This window comes from Daejeonella sp., from assembly GCF_049655485.1.
GTDB lineage: Bacteria > Bacteroidota > Bacteroidia > Sphingobacteriales > Sphingobacteriaceae > Daejeonella.
Map to the genome: position 1 here is coordinate 1 of NZ_JBASJU010000232.1, position 1,833 is coordinate 1,833.

The following is a 1,833-nucleotide window of genomic DNA, read 5'->3' on the forward strand; positions in this document are numbered from 1 at the left end:
GTTCCCAGATTGGTGACCAATGGAATGCTGCCAATCAACAAGATGAGGCAGGCAGCCAGCACCGATTTGCGCCAGGTAAGACAAAAACGGGCAGCAGGCTTATAGAGGGTGACAAAAAAATTGGATACCGGATTTCGGCTTTCAGGAATGAGCTTCCCCTTCATAAAAGTACGGATCAGCATCGGGGCTACGGTAATAGCTAGAATTGCGGCGCCAATTAATGAAAATGTTTTAGTCAGCACCAGTGGTGAAAACAGCTTATTTTCCTGCCCGGTTAAGAACAAAATGGGAGCAAAAGAAATAATCATAATAAGCACAGAGAAAAAAACAGCACGACCTACTGTGCGGGATGATTCTTTAATGATCGCAACACGCTCCTCATCGGCAATCTCGTTTGTATTGCCGATCCGTTCTTTTTCCGTTTTTGGTTTATCTGTAGACATATTAATTTGTTCCCTGTCCTTTTAAAACACGGTTTGTTAAAGATCTGTAGGCATTTTCGGCCATTACAATCCCCGGATCTACCACATCCCCAATGGCAAGGGCGATTCCTCCGAGCGACATGATATTAGAAGTTACACCGAATAATTGCATCAGGATAAAGCCGATAAGTATAGATAAGAGGATACAGGCAATGGCAATGAGTCCGCTTCGGATACTGAATAAGAAAATGATGACAACTATGGAAACGATTAATATCATTTGCCAGAGCGATTCGGTTAACGTATCGATAGCAGCCAGTATCAGATTGCTCCGGTCATACGCCGTTTTGAATTTTACTCCGGCAGGTAGCCCCTTTTCTACCTCCTTCATTTTCACTTTCGTGCGTTCAATCACATCCTTGGCATTTTCTCCAAAGCGCATCACTATGATGCCTCCCACAACTTCACCTTCGCCGTTTTCATCTACAATACCCAAGCGCAGATCGGGCGACATCTGTACATTAGCAACATCACTCAGGAAAATGGGTATTGATTTGTAATTTCCGACAGAGATATCTTTAATATCTTCCAGACCGGTAATATAACCCTGTCCGCGTATCAGATAGCCGGTAGAATTCATTTCATAAAGGCTGCCCCCGACATCGCGGTTATTAGCTGCAACTGCCTTCGTGATATCCATCAGGGGAATACCATAATAAATTAACTTATGAGGGTCGATCGTTACCTGATAAAGTTTCTGGAAGCCTCCAAAGGAAGCTACTTCGCTTACTCCTTCCACATTCTGTAAGGCAAATTTCACATACCAATCCTGTAATGCCCGGAGCTCTCCAAGATTGTAACCATCACCATCAAGAGTATACCAGAACACGTGACCTAAGCCTGTTCCATCCGGGCCTAAGGTGGGAGTGACGCCTTGTGGTAAGAAGCGCTGGGCGTAATTCAGTCGTTCTAATACCCTGGTTCGTGCCCAGTATTCATCTACCCCGTCATCAAATACCACAAAAATGAAGCTCATTCCGAACATGGAAGCTGCCCGGATAGATTTTATTTTTGGAATACCCTGCAGGTTGGAAACCAGTGGATAGGTAATCTGGTCTTCCATAATGGTGGGATTCCGGCCCATATATTCCGTGTAAATAATCACCTGGTTTTCGGAAAGATCCGGTATCGCATCTACGGGCATTTTCATAATGGAATAGATCCCACCTATGACTATGAAAGCAATGCCCAACCAGACGAAAAAACGGTTATGAATGGACCAGGAAATTATTTTTTCAATCATTGCTATTAAAAAATTTAACCAAAGTTTCTATTATTTTAAAAACCAGGCAATGATGTTGTTTACGATTTAAAGTGATTTATATCATCATTGTCATATTCTCCCCCAAAT

The 1,833-nt window shown here is 42.9% G+C and carries 2 protein-coding genes; both read right to left on the reverse strand.

Annotation, left to right across the window (positions count from 1 at the left end):
* The coding region (locus WBJ10_RS09785) for an efflux RND transporter permease subunit (RefSeq protein ID WP_424289767.1) at positions 1-443 on the reverse strand (443 nt) is incomplete at its 3' end.
* A gap of 1 nt (position 444) precedes the next feature.
* Complete coding sequence (locus WBJ10_RS09790) at positions 445-1,725, reverse strand: efflux RND transporter permease subunit (protein WP_424289769.1); 1,281 nt, start codon at positions 1,723-1,725, stop codon at positions 445-447.
* Positions 1,726-1,833 lie beyond the last annotated feature (108 nt).

Excerpts from the sequence above, each read along its gene's own strand:
- WBJ10_RS09790 (WP_424289769.1), bottom strand. The coding sequence starts at position 1,725 with ATGATTGAAAAAATAATTTCCTGGTCCATTCATAACCGTTTTTTCGTC.